At 37.3% G+C, this 16,147-nt stretch carries 15 protein-coding genes; 4 read left to right on the top strand and 11 right to left on the bottom strand.

The genetic code is table 11. The annotated features are described in order from the left end of the window. Positions 1-294 precede the first annotated feature (294 nt). On the bottom strand, positions 295-756 hold the full coding sequence (locus BMY66_RS13305; protein ID WP_090395472.1) for an RpiB/LacA/LacB family sugar-phosphate isomerase: 462 nt from the start codon (positions 754-756) through the stop codon (positions 295-297). Between the two features lie 200 nt (positions 757-956). Here BMY66_RS13305 and BMY66_RS13300 point away from each other — a divergent pair, with 200 nt between their 5' ends. After that, the gene (locus BMY66_RS13300) at positions 957-2,855 is read left to right on the top strand and encodes an EAL domain-containing protein (protein ID WP_090395471.1); all 1,899 of its coding nucleotides are present in this window, start codon (positions 957-959) and stop codon (positions 2,853-2,855) included. A gap of 34 nt (positions 2,856-2,889) precedes the next feature. Here BMY66_RS13300 and BMY66_RS13295 read toward each other — a convergent pair whose 3' ends face one another. From BMY66_RS13295 to BMY66_RS13270, 6 genes are all read right to left on the bottom strand, one after another. Continuing rightward, positions 2,890-3,342 (bottom strand): low molecular weight protein-tyrosine-phosphatase, encoded by a 453-nt coding sequence (locus BMY66_RS13295; protein WP_044936252.1) that lies wholly within the window; start codon positions 3,340-3,342, stop codon positions 2,890-2,892. A 12-nt stretch (positions 3,343-3,354) separates the two neighbouring features. Next, a complete protein-coding gene (locus tag BMY66_RS13290) occupies positions 3,355-3,963 on the bottom strand; it encodes a hypothetical protein (RefSeq protein WP_090395470.1) in 609 nt (202 codons plus the stop codon). 85 nt (positions 3,964-4,048) lie between these two features. Beyond that, complete coding sequence (locus BMY66_RS13285) at positions 4,049-4,684, bottom strand: hypothetical protein (RefSeq protein ID WP_090395469.1); 636 nt, start codon at positions 4,682-4,684, stop codon at positions 4,049-4,051. A 78-nt stretch (positions 4,685-4,762) separates the two neighbouring features. Further along, a complete protein-coding gene (locus BMY66_RS13280) occupies positions 4,763-7,330 on the bottom strand; it encodes a sensor histidine kinase (protein ID WP_177175675.1) in 2,568 nt (855 codons plus the stop codon). Positions 7,331-7,348: 18 nt separating this feature from the next. Continuing rightward, the gene (locus BMY66_RS13275) at positions 7,349-8,050 is read right to left on the bottom strand and encodes a response regulator transcription factor (RefSeq protein WP_090395473.1); all 702 of its coding nucleotides are present in this window, start codon (positions 8,048-8,050) and stop codon (positions 7,349-7,351) included. A gap of 194 nt (positions 8,051-8,244) precedes the next feature. After that, positions 8,245-9,432 (bottom strand): hypothetical protein, encoded by a 1,188-nt coding sequence (locus BMY66_RS13270; RefSeq protein WP_049960315.1) that lies wholly within the window; start codon positions 9,430-9,432, stop codon positions 8,245-8,247. A 173-nt stretch (positions 9,433-9,605) separates the two neighbouring features. On the opposite strand from BMY66_RS13270, the gene BMY66_RS13265 reads away from it, so the two are divergent. Together BMY66_RS13265 and BMY66_RS13260 are read left to right on the top strand one after the other, a co-directional pair. Next, complete coding sequence (locus tag BMY66_RS13265) at positions 9,606-10,334, top strand: CPBP family intramembrane glutamic endopeptidase (protein WP_044936254.1); 729 nt, start codon at positions 9,606-9,608, stop codon at positions 10,332-10,334. Positions 10,335-10,401: 67 nt separating this feature from the next. After that, on the top strand, positions 10,402-10,794 hold the full coding sequence (locus tag BMY66_RS13260; RefSeq protein ID WP_074792252.1) for a pyridoxamine 5'-phosphate oxidase family protein: 393 nt from the start codon (positions 10,402-10,404) through the stop codon (positions 10,792-10,794). Positions 10,795-10,825: 31 nt separating this feature from the next. Here the strand turns inward: BMY66_RS13260 and BMY66_RS13955 are convergent, their stop codons facing one another. The 3 genes from BMY66_RS13955 to BMY66_RS13250 all read right to left on the bottom strand — a co-directional run bounded on the left by BMY66_RS13955 (position 10,826) and on the right by BMY66_RS13250 (position 13,394). Next, entirely contained in the window at positions 10,826-10,951 is a 126-nt protein-coding gene (locus BMY66_RS13955; RefSeq protein ID WP_256377526.1) for a hypothetical protein, read from the bottom strand. A 107-nt stretch (positions 10,952-11,058) separates the two neighbouring features. Further along, a complete protein-coding gene (gene rlmD, locus BMY66_RS13255; protein WP_090395467.1) occupies positions 11,059-12,444 on the bottom strand; it encodes a 23S rRNA (uracil(1939)-C(5))-methyltransferase RlmD in 1,386 nt (461 codons plus the stop codon). Then, positions 12,444-13,394: a 3'-5' exoribonuclease YhaM family protein gene (locus BMY66_RS13250; RefSeq protein WP_044936258.1), complete on the bottom strand. Its 951-nt coding sequence runs from the start codon at positions 13,392-13,394 to the stop codon at positions 12,444-12,446. The genes rlmD and BMY66_RS13250 overlap by 1 nt, the downstream gene beginning before the upstream one ends. Positions 13,395-13,571: 177 nt before the next feature. On the opposite strand from BMY66_RS13250, the gene BMY66_RS13245 reads away from it, so the two are divergent. Then, a complete protein-coding gene (locus BMY66_RS13245) occupies positions 13,572-15,614 on the top strand; it encodes a beta-galactosidase (RefSeq protein ID WP_090395466.1) in 2,043 nt (680 codons plus the stop codon). 34 nt (positions 15,615-15,648) lie between these two features. Here BMY66_RS13245 and BMY66_RS13240 read toward each other — a convergent pair whose 3' ends face one another. After that, a complete protein-coding gene (locus tag BMY66_RS13240) occupies positions 15,649-16,062 on the bottom strand; it encodes a hypothetical protein (RefSeq protein ID WP_090395465.1) in 414 nt (137 codons plus the stop codon). Positions 16,063-16,147 lie beyond the last annotated feature (85 nt).

Below are 16,147 nucleotides of genomic sequence, written 5' to 3'. Positions count from 1 at the left end.
TAAATGAATTTCAAGGATACATGTTTTATACAAAACTGTATTAATTCAAGGTTTGTTTCACTGTTCAGTTATCAATCTTCGTTTATTTGTTTTGCTCTGTGTGACTTGCTGTCCCTCAGTGCTCGATTATAATATCACCTGTATCATCACTTGTAAAGCCTTTTTTGAGGATTTTATTAAAGTAAATCTATTCACCCTAAAAGCACCCTTTTGTTTGAATTGCACTAATTGTTTGTACAATATTTGTAAATACCCCACAATACCAATTATAATCCCTTTACTTGCACCTCAACTTTACTTTACAGGCACGCAATGCTTATCGTTGATATCGCAAACCTTCTGTACTCTTCTTCTATACTTTTCTTCCATCAATGGTTCAGTATTAAGCCATGTCTTAACTACTTCCATTGCCATCAAACCACCAATGATTTTTGCACCAAGGCAAAGGATGTTTGAATCTGTATGCTGACGAGCTAATGTTGCACATAATGGATCCTGGCATACTGCTGCATAGCATCCGTTTATCTTGTTTGCAATAAGTGCACTACCATAACCTACACCATCGCAGAATATTCCTCTTTCGCATTCGCCCTTAGCTACTGCTAAAGCTGCTGGATAAACAAAGTCTGATAAGTCACAGCTATTATCATCGTATGTACCAAAATCTTCTACTTCATATCCCTGACTCAATAAGTAAGCCTTGATTTCCTCCTTCATTTGAGTTCCTGCATGATCATTTGCCATTGCAATCTTCATATTTATTTCCTCCTACTTTTATATACATAACAATAATCATCCTGTAGTAGATAACATGTCTACTTTAAATGATAAAAAGGTATTTACTTAATTGCAACATATTCTTATTTCCGTCACAGATTGTTCATTGGAATTGGCCGATATAATAGCATACAATTATTTGTAGGGAGAGCTATAGATTTTATTTGAATGAGGGGCTTATGTGGGATTATAGTTTCGCTATACCTAGCATCTTAATATTGGCGATATTACTAATCAATTACTTTATGCTGCAAAGGTTGCCTATCCGCGTCAACAAAAACTTTGTCAGCCTTTTATTAATTGAAACTGCAGTAATTACATCTGATATATTCTCCAGCTGGGCCTGTGAGAACTATCAAGATTTGCCCAAATTCGTAGTTGTTTCCAGCAACATGTTTTACTTTATTTTCTTCATCTTACGAGCATACGCATTCTTTGTGTTCACTTGTAGCATTCTTGAGTTGGAGCCAACAGAGAATCAATTTAGAACATTTTTATGCCGCTTACCTATGATTATTACAGAGGTAGTAACGCTGTCTTCCCCATTTACAAAAGCTGTATTTTTTATAGGAAGTACAGGTTATCAGCGTGGATCTTTATATAATATTATTGTTTTAAATTTCGCTATATATCTATTCTTCAGCATACAATCTACTGTAACTTTTAAAAGCAGGCTTAAAGCTAAGAGAGATTTTTTCGGTATTCTTTTCTATTTATTAATCCTCCTCGTTGGCTTAATATTTAGAATCATGTTCCCAAGATATCTAATGATGGATACTTTCTGCGTCATGACAATAATCTCTATTAATCTTCTTTTTATGAATCCAGAGTATTTTATAGAAAGAAGGACGCGTTTATTCAATAGCGAAGGACTACGAATCATTCTTCAAGATACAACTAGGCAAAAATATAACACTATATTTGCATTTGTGATTAGACATTATCAGGAAGCTATAGAAATCTATGGTGCAAAGCAGATGGATGTTGGTATCCGTCTCATCGGTTTATACCTAAGACGAATTCTCCCAAAAGAAAAGCTATTTTATTATCGATCAGGCAGATTTGTCATTATGACAAAATCTAACGTAGATGTTCCGGCTGTAATTAAAAAAATCGAAGAACGTTTCAAGTCCCCTTGGTTATCCGACAACGTTGAACTGTATTTGGAGGCAAGATTTGTTGAAGTAAGCCCTGACTATGAAATGTATGATTCAGATATCGTTATTAATACTTTAGTAAACGCCCTGAGCAAGGCCAACAATAGTACGGACAAGTCTCATATACTTGTGGGCCGAGAAATGTTTGATACAATACAAAACAATACCGCCATCAAGAGGGCCCTTGAAAAAGCAATCGAAAACAATAAAATTGAAGTATTTTTGCAGCCTATTATGGATGCCCAGACAAATACTTTGGTAGGTGCCGAAAGTCTATGTAGAATTAGAGATGATAAAGGCGAAATAATATCTCCTAACAAGTTTATTCCAATTGCGGAAAGCAATGGTCGAATAAATCAACTGGGCGAACAGGTTTTTGAGAAAACCTGTAAATTCATCAGCGAAAATGACATGAGTGCATTGGGATTAGAGTGGATTAATGTAAATCTATCTGCCGCACAATTTATGAAAAAGGATTTAGCATCAGATTTCAGTAAACTCATTGAGAGATATAATCTTCGTCCTTCAGACATTCATCTTGAAATAACCGAAGCGGCAATCGTTGATGATGATATTATGGATAATCAAATTCAAAGTCTTCGTCAAAAAGGATTCCTGTTTTCTCTCGATGATTATGGAACAGGCTATTCAAACATTAGTAGGCTTAAACATTCGCCATTTTCTAACGTAAAAATTGATATGAGTCTTGTATGGGACTACTGTGATAATCCAAATTTACTTTTACCTATGCTGATAGAAGCATTCAAAAAAACCGGATATAGCATTACTGCCGAAGGTATCGAAACAAAAGAAATAGAAGAAACAATGAAATCTATTGGATGCGATTATCTGCAAGGAATGTACTATTCGCCTCCAATTCCAATGGACGAATTTATAAAAAAATATACTAAAAGCTCTTAGCCAGCAAGACTAAGAGCTTTTCTTGTTATCAATATTAATAATTTAGATGCATTAAAAGGCCTTCGCAACCAGCCAATACATCCCTATAACAAACGTCAAACTTTCGAGTGTACCAAGGATCATCAATATCACGTGGTCTATCGGTAAAATCAAGAAGCCTGTATATTTTGTTGTCCCTGTCTTCACCAAATTCATAGCGTAGGTCACGCATATTTTCTGCATCCATTCCAATTATATAATCATAATCTCTGTACTCGTCTTTTCTAATATGACGAGCTCCATAGCCGCTACAATCTATGCCTTTTTCATTAAGCAGTTGTCTAACTGGTGGATATACTGGATTGCCTATTTCCTCGTATGTCATAGCTGCACAGTCGATATAGAAATCCTCTGCAATTCCGCGTTTGTCTACCATATCCTGCATTACATATTTGGCCATAGGCGAGCGACAAATTGAACCATGGCAAACAAAAAGTATTTTAGTCATTATTATCCTCCGCTAAGACTGTAAATCCAGAGTCGGCATAGAATCTATTACTTCTTGTAAAGGAGACCATGCCATAACATCAAAATCATCTTCTCCTATACTAGCATTTTCAGCCTCGTCCTCCAAGCCCTCGCCTTTGTTTCTATTAGTTTTTCTTGCCTCTTCTATTTCATCATTATTGCTAGGCAAACTAGCATATGCATCTGTCTTTTTGAATTCCCTTACTACTTCATCCAAGGCTGCAATTATAGCCGTTTTATATTCATCTTTATCTGAAATACTGTTGTAAGCAAAGAAAATAATGTCGTTAACCTCTTCTTTAGACTGGGCAGTCTTCAGCTGATGCTCCAGATTTTCAGCCATTCTTCTAATTCTGAGATATTGTAGATAGAGTTCTGGATTGTGCTCTTTTAAATATGACTCTTCCTTTTTAGTTAGCCTTTTCCCGCTTTTTATTTTTGCCTGTATTTTTTCCATCAGCTTAGGATCTTCCTTGCTATTTGAATCAGAGGCTTCCTCCTGTAATTTTCTAACCACATTCGTCAAATGAGCTGATACCGTTTGGCCATCTATACTATTATTTTGAAAACTCATGTTTCCTAAATCAAATGATATCTGCATAGTCTTCTCCTATACCTTACAAATGAAAAAGGTTCATGAATGATTGTTATTTCATCCATGAACCTTTTGATATCCTTAATATCGTTTAAAGCATCAAGCCACTCGAACTATAAGTTCCTGAGCTTAGCGCCATAGCCTTATTGACTATTGTGTCAATAGAATCAACTGTGCTGGCAATGTTTTTGTAATATGAAGAGGTACTACCAAGTAGAGCTTTGATATCCTCTGGATTTGCAGCTGCAAGCTTTTCCTGATCAATTACAAGCTTGTTATCGCTGCCCATCGTAATTCCGATATTGGCAAAGTCTTCTGCCTTCGCTTTATAAGCCTCCAAGAACTCTGATTGGAATGTGTTGTATAATGTGCCTCCACATGAGGTTAGATTTGTGATAGTACTGTTATAAGCAGTTACAAAATTAGTAACTCCCTTTAACAAGTCAGCATTATCATATTCTTTTCCTGACTCTGCCTCATATAAAGACTTATCATCAAGCTTTGAAAGAGCATCCAAAAGATTTGTAGCAGCCTTATCAACATTTTTGTATTTGCTGTTGGAGCTACTAGATGATAGTCCCATGGATTCCATCTTCTGCTGATATTTCAAATCATTGTTTGAGATGATTTGGTCGATAAGCGCATTTCCACTTTTTTTGCTATTTAACATTGAAAGCAGACCTTGACTACTCTGATAATACTCATAAGAATTATTAATCGTACTCATCAAAACCCTCCTTTTTCATTCTCCATGTTTTATATCGGACAGGTTTTGCCACAAATTAACAGGTTAAGTTTATTATTTTTATTCTTCTGTTTTAAGCTCGTCAAATTCAACTATTGCTTTAAACAAATCTCCATCAATCTCAAGAGTCAATGAGCCTCCCATTGATTCTGTTAAGCTCTTTGCTATGGAAAGACCTAAGCCATTTCCGTCTGTGAAACGAGACTTGTCGCCACGAACAAAACGCTCCATAAGCTCATCTGCTGAAATGTTTAACTCATTTTTTGATGTGTTTCTAAAGTTAAATCTGACTTTGCCGTCTACTCTCTTCAAATCAATATACGCTCTTGTATCCGGTTGCGCATATTTTACGATGTTAGACATAAGGTTATCAAAAACTCTCCAAAGATAGCGATTGTCCGCCATAAGGAAGATGTCATCTGCTGGAAAATCTGTTACTACTGTAATCTTGCCAGCTTCTAGTCTTTCACTAAATTCACCTATTGATTGATTTAAAAGAACAACAGCATTTATTTTTTCCATGGTAAACTTTATATTTCCTGTAGATGCTTTTGATGCTTCTATTAAATCTTCTATTAGCTTTTTCAGACGAGCTGACTGGCGGCTAAGGACACCTAAATATTCCTTTGCTTTATCATTATCAATCTTCTCTTTGTCAAGCAAATCCACATAGTTGATGATTGATGTAAGCGGAGTCTTAATGTCGTGAGAGACATTAGTTATAAGTTCAGTCTTCATTCTCTCGCTTTTGGTTCGTTCATCAAGAGCTACATTGATACCATCACCAATTTGATTCATAGCAACGGCATGCTCCTCTAAAAACAGTGGCATCCCCTTTAAATCAACCTTGGCTGATAAATCTCCTGCCGCAAGGGCTGTGGCTGTCTCCTTTATTTTGGCATAGCTATATAGCAATTTATGAAGTGCTATAGTAAAAGCTATTTTTTCAAGCACCCAGAAAGGCGCAATTCCTCTAGTATCGTACGACATCTTAATTACAAAATATTCAATTATCGTAATTACGATAAAGATAAACCAAATTCTTCTAGTCCATTTAATATTTTTACGAATCTTTATTGACTGCTGCTGAAGGATAGCAAGCCGCCCCTTCCCCCAGACGATAATTTTGTAGGCAAATGTATGCTTGAAGAATCGATGTAGCTTTACATTTACCGCTAAGTTTGTAGACCACATAAGACCTACTGCCATCATAGCTGCTGTAACTATTCCAAATATAAATATAGACATTCCAAGAGATAAATTGCTATCTCTCATTGTTTCTACAAGCCAATAGGATATTGCAAAAATAATATATTCCGTAATAATAGCGCACCAGAAAAATACATCAGTCCAAACCTTACCAATCCAATTAACGCTAATTACATCGGAATCTTTTTTATGACCAATTGCACTCATAAACAGAACATAACATAGGATTGAAAGTATAAATGAAAGGACCGCTGCTATCGGAAATACGTATTTTGTATCCTCGGCAAATCCGATGAACCATTTAGCCTGTGCATAAAAATCATTTACTCCATTAAATGTATCTTTAGGGAAGCATACAAAAACATAATTTTCTGTTTCAGGATTTAAAGTTGCAACCTCAACTGTAGAAGCAGTTTCTAAATATGCTTCATAATTTATTTCTGAAAGTGTGTTATGTATAGTAGAAAAGTCAGCAATATATTCACCCATTGGTGCTTCCTCTCCGTACCCGTCCACATAAATATTAATAGCAAAATCTTCTATACTATCTGTGATTGGAGAAAACTGGGTATCTTCAATATACAAACCATCTGTATTTTCTACAGGAGCATTAGGCAGAGCACGTTCTGCCGGCAAATAATCAACTTCATATTCTTCTGTTGTTTCTTCTTCTGTAGATTCATCCGAATCCTCATCTTCTATTGTATATGTTGTCTCATCACTATCTCCCTCTTCTAAAGGAGTATAATAATCTACCGCATCCGGTTTATTGGCTTCCCAAATTTTTCTGTAAATAATATTTGCAGATGAGTTCCAATAAGCATCTTCTTTTGACTCTTCATCAGCATATGTGACTGTACAAATGTCATAACATGACTCACTAAGCTTGTAAAACTCACCGTTACTATATACGTACATGTTCTGACTTATAGGATCATAACCAATACCATTGATATCATAAGTTTTCCATTCAGTAGTATTTACATCAATAATCTGATTGCCACCCCATATGTCCAGGAAATTATCACTAAGCACAAATTCTGTATCTGGATTAATACTGTAATCTCCTACATAAGCATTATCTGGAACAGTTGTGGTGAAATTTTTATATAAATACAAAGATTCATCATCAAGATCAATGTTTTCAGCATTTGTCCCCTTGATGATTCCATAATAACAATTCATTTCATCTAGCTTGTCTTTACTAAAGTCATCCTGATTATCAGAAAGAGCTAAAGTGGCATAACTTGTGCCTGCATATCGATAAACAAAATCTGAAAATGCATCTTTATCATTCGAATATAACTTCCAGCTTTGGAAGAATGCGCATATCACCAGTGATAAAACGCAAATAAATGCAAAAATAGTGCATCCCACTGCAAGAAGTATCTTACTTGCATTACTGTATAGTCGTTTCATAATCATCCTCCTGATGAGCTAGTCATCAATCTTATATCCGTGCCCCCAGACAGCCTTTAGGTATCTTGGATTGGCACTGTCATATTCTAATTTTTCCCTGAGATGGCGGATATGAACAGCCACAGTGCTTTCTGCGCCAAGCACTGTATCATTCCAAACCTTCTCATAAATGTCGCGTGGTGAGAGAACTTCCCCCTTATGTGTCATAAGTAGTTTTAATATGTCATATTCAAGCGGAGTGAGATTTACCAGATTGCCATCAAGTGTAACCTCTTTAGATTTATCATTTAGCTCGATGCCACCAATTTGAAGAATGCTGTCATTATCCGAAGCTTCAACGGTTGATGCGCCAAGTAGCGTGTATCTTCTAATCTGAGATTTAACCCTAGCCATCAGCTCTACTGGATTAAAAGGCTTTGTTACATAATCGTCAGCGCCTATTGTTAGCCCCATGACCTTATCAGCATCTTCGCTTTTGGCAGTAAGCATGATGATTGGCACATTTGAGAATGTTCTTATTTCAGCCATGGCCGCAATACCATCCATTACAGGCATCATCACATCCATTAGGATTAGCTTAATATCAGACTGTGCTTTAAGAATATCAACTGCCTCTTTTCCATTTGAAGCACTAATCACTTCAAAACCTTCACTTACAAGATAGATTTTTAACGCTGAAATGATATCTGGTTCATCATCACATATTAGAATTTTGTTCATTTTATCTCCCATATTGTTTGGACCTTTCGGTCTCCTATGATTAATCACAAATATATAATATTGTATATTATCTTAAGTTCCAATGGGGTAAATTATTAAGATTTGTTTAAGAAAAAGATTAAAATAAAAAACTAGGAGCCTTTACCTAAGACTCCTAGTTGAAAATCATATTATGGCACTTCTAAATACTAATACTACAACGACAAATCAACATGGGCCACTGTTCCTGCAGCTCCCGTGCTTTCTTTCAAATAGATGCCTGATTTTCTAAGAACTGCATCTGTCTGACCAGCCACATTCTTATATGAAAATTCAGTATCTATATTACCAAGGTAAATGGCTCCCACATCAGCCTGCTTCAGATTTAGAAGCTTTTCATTTCCCTCTGCATCCTTGGTCCAAACTTTAAGTTTGTTGAAGATAGAATCATTTTCGTCAATCCAGCCATTTTTGTCTTCATCATATTCTGACAAATCTCTGAAGCCATCGCCAGACTTTGTTCCAAATAATTCTGAACCATCGTTAATCTTGCCATCCTCATTTTTATCCAAAGCCAAGAAGCCACTTCCCTGTCCAACAAAAGAAATGTCATCTTCCTTTCCATCTGAATCAATATCAAACTTAAATTTTTGGTCAGCTATTGCTGTGGCATTTGTATCCATGTTTATTACAAGCGGGTCTGTAAGAATTCTTGTGTACGTCTCTTCTGATATGGAATCAATCTTTTGAGACAAGCTGCGGCCTAACATTACTTCCACATTAAAGTTTATGCTACGGCCATCGGAGGTTTGCACCGTTCCTGTGCTCTTAAATCCCGTATTTTCATACTCCAAATGAGAACCGGATGTTGCAGTAATGCGCTGCCATACCTGGGTAGTTGTACTACCTGCTGATGATAAATCAAGTGTGTTTTGCTTTGCTCCGTTTACACTAAACTTCACTCCATCCACTTCACATTTTGAAAATACATTGCGCTGCCAATCATTGAAGGCTCGCACTTGATCAGACAACTTTTTGTCGTTAGGGCTTGTTTTTCCATTGAGAAGATCAAGAATCTTCTTCACAAGACTAATCTGCAAATCTTCGAAATCCCACTGGGACATTTGAGCATTAGCCTCTCGAATCTGCTTATCATGCTCGGCCATTTGATTAATCATGCTTTGGAGATTCTTTTGTTGTCTTTCCTTTTCCTGTTCCTTTTCAGTTTTCTGATACTCTTCTAGTGATTCTTTTAATGATTTTTCCCCATCCTTTGATAACTCAACAATCGCACCAAGCGTATCCACATTCGCTCTCTGTTCAATTGTAACGGTTTCAATATGGGTGTAAGAATAAGAATTGTGTTGAGATGCCATGTTTACATGGCTGTTTTCAATCTTCATAGCGGACTCCTTTCCACAAATAAAGAAAATAAAAGTGCCAAACGCCGAAAACTGTTGCACATCCATGTGCCTAGTCTTCGTATTTTATATCGGATAAAAAACTGACAATTTATAGTTCCAATGCTAAAAAATGTGATAAAATATTTCTATAATGTATTAAAGGGGCTCACGTTATGGACAATAAGGTAATTTCAAAATCTGGAATCGATCCAAAAAAGCAATATTCTGAGTATCTAATTATTGCTTATCTGACTTACATGTCGCTGTACATCATTTTCAATTCAGCCATCGATTATTTTTATGAATCCGCTTCCATATACAGAATCGGAAACTATGTTGGACTGATACTGGCAGTCGGTACTTTAGTGCCGCTGGTAAGAAAAGTGCCTACAGACTTTCTGATTGAACCACTAAAAGTAAACAAAGCCAAAATATGGAATGCTATCACCAGAGGTTTCTTGGTTTGTGCCTTTTTCGGTGGATTAATGATTCTATTAAAATTTGCAATACTGCAGCTGAATCCAATTATGCTTAAGCGCTGCCAGCCATTCTTTTATCTTGATAGATTGACTCCAGGAAAAATCACAACCAACACAATGTTATATCCATTCACTGCATTTTGGCAGGAATATTGTATGAATGTCATGGGTTATGACGGAATGCGTACACTGTTAGTCGGTAACCATCGAAAGCATAAATCTGTTTCCGTTGTCGCTCTATTCTTTGGAGCCATGCATTACACCTATGGTTTCCCGATGATAGCGCTCACAATTCTATTCGTTTTATTTATGAATTATATTTATCGTCGTACTAAAAACTTATGGGTTTGCATGCTGGTTCATATTATTCTTGGTCAGTTGTTATTTACTTTACAGCTGCAAAAAATAACCTTTTCTTTTTAATTGAAAATATACAAGCATTTATCTATAATAGATTGTGTACAATTCATTTCATAAGGAGGATATTTTCATGAAAGAAGTTTGTCAGTTTTTAAAAGATGCTGGTATTTACTACCTTGCAACAGTAGAAGGTGACCAGCCAAGAGTTCGCCCATTCGGCACAATTGAAATTTTCGAAGATAAGCTTTACATCCAGACAGGAAAGTCTAAGGATGTTTCAAAGCAGATTCAGGCTAATCCAAAGGTTGAAATCTGTGCATTCAAAGATGGACAGTGGATTCGTATTTGCGGAGAGCTTGTAAGAGATGATCGTGTAGAAGCAAAGGCTCACATGCTTGATAACTATCCTGACTTAAAGGCTCAGTACTCTGCTGAAGATGACAATACTGAGGTTCTTTACTTCAAGAACGCAGTAGCTACTATCTCATCATTCACAGCAGCTCCAAAGACAATCAATTTCTAATATACTAAAAGGGAGGTACAAACCTCCCTTTTTACATGCTTTTCTTACATTCTGGACAGATATGCTTTCTGCCATCAGCAATATATAATTTCACATCATTAAAATTCAAGTAAACCTTCTTTTTGCATTTCGAGCAAACATACATATATAAAGCCATTACGCTTCTCCCTTTAATATGGTAACTTCTAGCATTCACCATAAAATAAACATTACGAGAAGTATAATCCCTTTTGCGTTATGTATCAAGATGTTTTTGTGAAATATTTATCGTTTTATAACTAATTTTGCAACCGTCTCTGTGTGCATGGTGTGACCGAATTGATCAACCACTGTATATTTCTCTAAATGATAGCCATGCTCCTCTAGGTGCTTGAGGTCGCGTGCTAGGGTGGCGCTGTCACAGCTCACATAAACGATGCGAGATGGCTGCATTTTTATCATGGTATCAAGAGCCACTACGTCGCAGCCTTTGCGAGGTGGGTCTACCATGATGACATCTGGATGGGACATCTTTTCATAAATCTCTGGAAGGACCACTTCTGCCTCACCGCAGTAGAACTCTGCATTATCGAGGCCATTTAGCTTTGCATTGGCCTTGGCATTTTCGATGGCCTGAGGTACTACCTCGATACCGATTACACGGCCTGCTCGCTTTGCCATAGAAAGCGAAATGGTCCCGATACCACAGTAAAGGTCCCACACATCCTCAACACCAGTAAGTGAAGCGTATTCTAAGGCCTTACTATAAAGTCTTTCCATCTGGTCATGATTTACCTGATAGAAAGAATTGGCACTGATATCAAAGGCAATAGTATCGCCATTTGTAAGCGTAATGGTATCCCTGATGGCTTCCTTGCCATAAAGCACCTTGGTTTCGTAACCCATGATAACGTTATCGCGACGGGTATTAACATTTAGAACAAGCGATGCAAGCCCAGGCTCAACTGCCTTCACATGAGCGACCAAGGAATCCACTTTAGGAAGTGACTCTCCGTTTACTACTACACATACCATAGTCTCACCTGTGGCCTTACCCTCGCGGACCAGGACGTGACGAATAAGGCCCTTACCAGTGACCTCGTCATATGGCTTGATGCTACATTCATTCATATAATTGATTACCGCATATACGATATTCATGCTCTTCTTAGAGCAGATTTTACAATCATCTGATGGAACAATTCTATGGCTTCTGGCTCCGTAAAAGCCTGCAATAATATTGCCATCTTTATCAAGGCCGATTGGAACCTGGGCCTTATTGCGATAGCGAAGTGGCTCGGTCATGCCGATAATAGGCTCACGTATAGAGTCCACAAATTCTCTATCATATCCGCCGATTTTGACAAGGTTGTTTGCTACAATATTATCCTTAATCTCAAGCTGCTTATCATAGGATACCTGCATAATCTGGCACCCACCGCACTGCTTTGCATTTGGGCAGGCAGGCTGCACTCGATACGGGCTGGCCTCCACAACTTCCTTAAGAGCAGCAAAACAATAGGTCTTTTTAACCTTTGTGATGATGACGTCACATACATCCCCAACCACGGCGTCCTTCACAAAAATGGTCACACCATCAGTGTGACCAATTCCTGCTCCCTCCAAGGACATATCTTCAATTGTAAGTCTTACAATATCATTCTTATTCATTAATTCTTTCCTGTTCTACGGATGTTGGAATCCAATAAACGATTGAATCCCTGCCATGTAAGGTTGTTTTCCTCAACATTTTCGAGAGCTTCAAAGATTGTTTCCATCTTGGCATCGATATTGTCAGCAAATGAAAGGGCGATAGCCTCTGCAATAGCTGGCTTCTTTGGTGAGCCAAACTCCAGCTCGCCATGATGAGAAAGAATACAGTGAATAAGCTCTTTACGCTTTACCTCTGGGAAATTTGGGATATCGTCGATAGCTCTGTCTACCATGCTGGCACCAACAAAGATGTGGCCAAGGAGCTGGCCTTCGTCAGTGTAGTCATTTCTAGGGAATTCTGAAAGCTCACGGACCTTTCCGATATCATGGAAAATAGCTGCTGTGATGAGCAAATCTCTATCTAAAAATGGATACTGATTGCTGAAGTAATCACAGTTTGTAGCAACTGAAAGAGTGTGCTCTAAAAGGCCCCCTGTGAAACCGTGATGAACAGATTTAGCAGCTGAGTGCCCCTTGAATGTCTCGATGAATTCTTTATCTTCAACAAAGTATTTGTTAAGTAATGCTTTCATATATGGTGACTTTACTGAGTTGATAAGCTTTATTAAAGCGCTCCACATTTCACCAATATCCTTCTTGCTAGAAGGGATATAATCAGATATTTCGAACTCGCCAGGATTAGCTTTGCGAAGTCTTTTAATATTAAACTGTAAAGCACCATTCCAGCTAGTGATATCGCCGGTAACTGTAATGAAATCAAGCTCATCATAATCGCTGATGCCCTCAGAATCTACATCCCAAATCTTGGCATCGATAGTGCCTGTCTTATCACACAGAGTAAGTGATTCGAATGCCTTTCCAGTCTTAGATACACCAAGTGTTTTCTTCTTACATAAGTATGTCTCTGTACCTCTGTCTCCCTCTTTGAGGGTGTTAATATATTTCATTTATTACTCCATTCTAAGGCAAATAATTGCCACAAAAGATGTATTTAATTATAAGTGATAGCCCATCGATAATCAATGCGAATGGGATGGTCGAAAATATAAATTATTTCTCTTTTTTTTATTCATTTTTGCACTTTTCGTATGATATTATTCTTTTAAGTATAAGGAGAAGAAAATATGGAACGAAACAGGCTTTTTACAAAGATTTCTGGGATTTTACACGGGGGTGATTACAATCCAGAACAATGGCTTGATAGACCAGATATTTTGGATAAAGATATTGCCTACATGCGAGATGCCCATATTAATACTGTCACTTTAGGTGTTTTCTCTTGGGCTGTACACGAACCCACTGAAGGAAACATCAATTTAGACTGGCTTGCAGCTATCATTGAGAAGCTATACAACAACAATATCTATACAGTACTTGCCACTCCATCGGGGGCGCGTCCAGCATGGCTTGATGAAAAATATCCATCTGCTATGCGATGTGATGAAATGGGTGTAAGAAATCATCATGGGCTTCGTCATAATCATTGTATGCAGTCCCCAGAATATAGGGAGAAGGTTCGCATCATTGATACTGCTCTTGCAAAGCGTTTTGCTGGAAATCCTGCCATTCTAATGTGGCATATTTCAAATGAGTTGGGTGGATATTGCTACTGTGATACTTGCCGCAAGAAATTTCAGGAATGGTTGGCAGATAGATACGATAATGACATTGAAAAATTAAATAAGGCTTGGTGGACCACATTCTGGTCTCATAAATTCAATAGCTTTGATCAAATTGATCCACCATATGCAAATGGTGAGAACTGCGTGCTTGGCCTCAATCTAGACTGGAAAAGATTTAACACCTGGTCGGCTACAGATTTCATGAAGTTTGAAATAGACACTTTAAGAGAAAACGGTGCGACAGAACCTACTACCACAAACTTTATGGAAATGTTTATGGATTATGACTACCACTATATGAGTCAGTTCATAGATGTAATCAGTTGGGACAACTATCCTGAACTTCACAACAACTGGCAATCCGACGCAGATACTATGCTTGAGCGAAGCTTCAATCATGCTTTGTTTAGAAGCATGAAACCAGGTCAGCCTTTTATGATGATGGAGTCCGCTCCTGGTGTAGTTAACTGGAGACCATATAACAAATATCGTCGTCCCGGGGTACATAAGCTTATTTCAATGCAGGCTGTTGCTACTGGTTCGGATACAGTTCAATACTTCCAGATTCGAAAGGGCAGAGGTTCTTCCGAACAATATCACGGTGCTGTTATAGATCATATTGGTACCAATGACACAAGAATTTTTAAGGAAGTAGCTTCACTTGGTGATGATTTAAATCACATATCAGAGATAACAGGATCTGTTTCAGACAATAAAGTAGCTATTCTTTTTGATTGGGACAACAGATGGGCCATAGATGATGCTTGGGCTCTTGCAAAGGATACAAAGAACTACGACAAGACCTGTATGGAAATCTACAATGAATTTATGAGCTTTGGAATTGAGCCAGACATTATATCTTCTGATATGGATTGGTCAAATTATAAAATTATTTGTGCACCAATGCTTTATCTTCTTCACGATGGAATTGGGGATAAGATAGCTGATTTCATCGGTGAAGGTGGACAATTCATGGCAACCTACTTTACCGGCTATGTGGATAAAAGTTGTTTGAACTGGCTTGGAGGATTTCCAGGTGATGGGCTTCACAATATTTTTGGCCTTCGCTCTGAGGAAATCGATACACTTTATCCAGAAGATGTTGTAAATATTAGAATAAGACATAAAACAGGATTTACATATCACTCTGCTGCAGTTCGTGATTACCAGGAATTACTTAGAGATGTAACTGCAGATGTTTTGGCAAGATATGACAACGACTATATGGCTGGAACTCCTGCCATTACAAGAAATCAATTTGAAAAGGGATATGCTTACTATGTAGCATGCCGTACTAATCAAGATGACATCGAATTCCTATATCGTGAAATGCTTGATAGAGCTGAAATTCCTTATAGCAAGCTTCCAGCAGGAATCGAAAAACACACTAGATTCGCTAATGATATTAGATATGACTTCTATCTTAACTGCACTGATAAACCAGTATGTATATCAAAGATAAATGGATTTGAACTGATTTCTTGTACATCAATTGATGGAAAACTACACCTAGACAAATATGGCGTAGCTGTAATAAAGAATTAAAAAATGGACTGGCCCATGTAGCCAGTCCTAATTTTTACATATTTCGATTAAATGACACTACTAACACATCATCAGTTTCTTTATCCTCTACAAAGAAATCTGTAATTTCAACTCTACGAAGCTGTCCATCGTCGCCTTCCTGAATAACTCTGATTTCTACCTTATCGGCGCCCTTTTCATGCTCCTTCAAAAGATTCTCTCTAGAAAATGTTTTCTTAAATAAATCTTTATCCATATCATGAATAGTAGAACAACCTGATTCGATTAGTTCATCGAAGGTGCCAGCAACGCTGCACTTAGTGGATGTGAAATTCTCACTAGTAAGCATGTAGTATGTGTTTTGTGTCAGATTACCCAATATTAAAAGTGGGTATTTCTTAAATACAGCCTGATTTAAAAGGCTATTTAAATGATCATCTGTTAATAATTCTTTTCTATTAGTCTCCATAATGCTCCCCTTTATTTCTCGACAACTTTATATAATATACTTCTATTGTTGAAAAATTGCAAGGATTAACATTATATAGTAAATC

This window comes from Pseudobutyrivibrio sp. C4, from assembly GCF_900111635.1.
GTDB classification, from domain to species: domain Bacteria; phylum Bacillota; class Clostridia; order Lachnospirales; family Lachnospiraceae; genus Pseudobutyrivibrio; species Pseudobutyrivibrio ruminis.
The sequence above is the reverse complement of the archived record's forward strand: the minus strand, read 5'-3'. Positions and strand labels throughout refer to the sequence as shown.

What these genes read in the sequence shown, in the direction of transcription:
- BMY66_RS13290 (WP_090395470.1), bottom strand. Translation starts at nt 3,963, where the DNA reads ATGCAGATATCATTTGATTTAGGAAACATGAGTTTTCAAAATAATAGT.
- BMY66_RS13265 (WP_044936254.1), top strand. Translation starts at nt 9,606, where the DNA reads ATGGACAATAAGGTAATTTCAAAATCTGGAATCGATCCAAAAAAGCAA.
- BMY66_RS13280 (WP_177175675.1), bottom strand. Translation starts at nt 7,330, where the DNA reads ATGAAACGACTATACAGTAATGCAAGTAAGATACTTCTTGCAGTGGGA.
- rlmD (WP_090395467.1), bottom strand. Translation starts at nt 12,444, where the DNA reads ATGAATAAGAATGATATTGTAAGACTTACAATTGAAGATATGTCCTTG.
- BMY66_RS13295 (WP_044936252.1), bottom strand. Translation starts at nt 3,342, where the DNA reads ATGACTAAAATACTTTTTGTTTGCCATGGTTCAATTTGTCGCTCGCCT.
- BMY66_RS13955 (WP_256377526.1), bottom strand. Translation starts at nt 10,951, where the DNA reads ATGGCTTTATATATGTATGTTTGCTCGAAATGCAAAAAGAAGGTTTAC.
- BMY66_RS13260 (WP_074792252.1), top strand. Translation starts at nt 10,402, where the DNA reads ATGAAAGAAGTTTGTCAGTTTTTAAAAGATGCTGGTATTTACTACCTT.
- BMY66_RS13305 (WP_090395472.1), bottom strand. Translation starts at nt 756, where the DNA reads ATGAAGATTGCAATGGCAAATGATCATGCAGGAACTCAAATGAAGGAG.
- BMY66_RS13250 (WP_044936258.1), bottom strand. Translation starts at nt 13,394, where the DNA reads ATGAAATATATTAACACCCTCAAAGAGGGAGACAGAGGTACAGAGACA.
- BMY66_RS13245 (WP_090395466.1), top strand. Translation starts at nt 13,572, where the DNA reads ATGGAACGAAACAGGCTTTTTACAAAGATTTCTGGGATTTTACACGGG.
- BMY66_RS13275 (WP_090395473.1), bottom strand. Translation starts at nt 8,050, where the DNA reads ATGAACAAAATTCTAATATGTGATGATGAACCAGATATCATTTCAGCG.
- BMY66_RS13270 (WP_049960315.1), bottom strand. Translation starts at nt 9,432, where the DNA reads ATGAAGATTGAAAACAGCCATGTAAACATGGCATCTCAACACAATTCT.
- BMY66_RS13300 (WP_090395471.1), top strand. Translation starts at nt 957, where the DNA reads ATGTGGGATTATAGTTTCGCTATACCTAGCATCTTAATATTGGCGATA.
- BMY66_RS13285 (WP_090395469.1), bottom strand. Translation starts at nt 4,684, where the DNA reads ATGAGTACGATTAATAATTCTTATGAGTATTATCAGAGTAGTCAAGGT.
- BMY66_RS13240 (WP_090395465.1), bottom strand. Translation starts at nt 16,062, where the DNA reads ATGGAGACTAATAGAAAAGAATTATTAACAGATGATCATTTAAATAGC.